At 67.6% G+C, this 1797-nt stretch carries 2 protein-coding genes; one reads left to right on the top strand and one right to left on the bottom strand.

The features are described from left to right. The first annotated feature begins 909 nt into the window (after nt 1-909). Nucleotides 910-1242, top strand: coding sequence for a helix-turn-helix domain containing protein (locus IMZ11_RS42180; protein ID WP_228649136.1), 333 nt, complete (start codon nt 910-912; stop codon nt 1240-1242). A gap of 145 nt (nt 1243-1387) precedes the next feature. Here the strand turns inward: IMZ11_RS42180 and IMZ11_RS42175 are convergent, their stop codons facing one another. Further along, on the bottom strand, nt 1388-1759 hold the full coding sequence (locus tag IMZ11_RS42175; RefSeq protein ID WP_228649134.1) for a DoxX family protein: 372 nt from the start codon (nt 1757-1759) through the stop codon (nt 1388-1390). Nucleotides 1760-1797 lie beyond the last annotated feature (38 nt).

Genomic DNA, 1797 nt, shown 5'->3' with positions numbered 1-1797 from the left:
GTACTGCACTGGGGACGGTGTGGGAGAGTAGGACGCCGCCGGACAATTTTTGTGGGAGAGGGTCACCCTTGTTGGGGTGGCCCTTTCTCTTTTTGTGCCTTGATGGGTAAGCGCTTTCCGATTATGTTCCGGTTGTCGGGGCGGCGTTTTCCAGATTTGTTTGGCGGTTATTGCGGGGGCCGACCCGGGCCAGTCGCCGGCCGGGTCAGGGTGGTACGGCCGCTGCCCAGCGCGTTGGGTTGCGGGGTGAGTCACTCGATGTGGGGGGTGTTTGCTGCCTGTCTGGTGTCCGTAGGCGCGGAGGCGGGGGCTTGCTCCGGCCGGCCGTGATAGCGGGTCTCTGGTGATGCCGCTCTCGCGGCCGTCGCGGGCGCGGTGATTGCTGGCACGGTCTTACGCCGGCCTCCACAAACCCCCGCCACCGCGCCATGCTTTCCCGCCGTAGCACCCGGTCTGGACGCGCTCCTTGGCATGGACGACGCACTTCCTGGCATGGATTGGGTTCATGGAGGCGGTTCCCCGGCCTGGACGCGTTCCGCGATGCGGGCGCGTTCATGGGGGCGTTCCCCAGTCGGGAGCGCTCCAGCGCTCCGCGGTCCGGGCGTCTTTTCCGGTCTGGACAGGTTCCAGGGTTCCCGGTCTGGACGGCTTCCCGGAGTGGGCGCGTTCCTGGGGCGGGCGCGCCCACAGTCCGGGCTTCTCTGCCGACCTTGAGGCGGCTTCCCCTTGCGTCGCCTCGGCTGTTGGCGCGTGGTTCTGACGACGTGGCGGGCGCCTCAGCCCTCTTGCAGTACTGCGAGGAACTCGCACAGAACCGCCGCGTCCGGCTCATCTGGCGCCGGCGGCACGGTCTCGTTCGACGGTGCGGAGTTCTCCGGCGGCCAGGTCGGCTTCTGGGGTAGATCACGGTTGCGGATCGCGGTCAAGGTGTTGGAGGGCATCGCGGTTGGGGAGCACACCGAGCGCTCCCTGATTCTCGATCTGGCCCTGGCCCTGTCAGAGGACCGCCGCCGCGACATCGTCCGTAAGACCAAGAACGGCCTGGAGGCGGCCCGCCGCCGCGGCCGGGTCGGCGGCCGTCGACCCGTGGTCGACGACAAACGCGCCGCGATCCTTGCCCGCCGCCGGCGCGGGGAATCCATCCGCGCCATCGCCGCCAGCGTCAAGGTCTCCATCGGCGTCGTCCACAAGACCATCGCCGAAGCCCGACCCGAGACCCATCCCGCAGACCGAAGCCCGTAGCTGCGACCACTCACATTGGGACGGCCAGGGGCGATAACCCGAGCATCAACAGCTCGCTAACGCCACCGGCCGTTCGGTTGCTGCTCAAGGCCCGTCCCGGTCCTGAGTCGTAGGTGGCCTGGCTGGGTTTCTACAGTGCTGCTCCTTACAGCGAGTAAGGGCCGAAGCGGAACCAGGCGATGACGGCTGCTGCGATGAGCAGGGCCGTGTTGAAGGCGATGGCCTGCGGTTCATTGCGGCGGGCGTGGGTGACGATGGCGCCGGCCATGATGATGGCCAGGCCGGTCGCGGCGATCGGTGTGAGGATCGTGGCGATGCCGGTTGCGGCCGGGAGGATCAGTCCGAGCGCGGCAGTTAGCTCGGCGGCGCCGATGAACCGGATGAGGTTGGGAGAGAAGTCCTCCACCCAGGGCAGTTGAGCGGCCAGCTCGTGCTTGGGCCGGGTGGATTTCGTGGCTCCGGCCATCGCGAACATCGCGGCCAGGAGTGCCTGCAGAATCCACAGGAACACGTTCATTGTCGGGGGGTCTCCTTTTCCGGTCGTTCTAGGGGGGG

This window comes from Microtetraspora sp. AC03309, from assembly GCF_020826795.1.
GTDB classification, from domain to species: Bacteria; Actinomycetota; Actinomycetes; order Streptosporangiales; family Streptosporangiaceae; genus Microtetraspora; species Microtetraspora glauca.
This window is presented reverse-complemented; position numbering and strand designations above follow the sequence as displayed.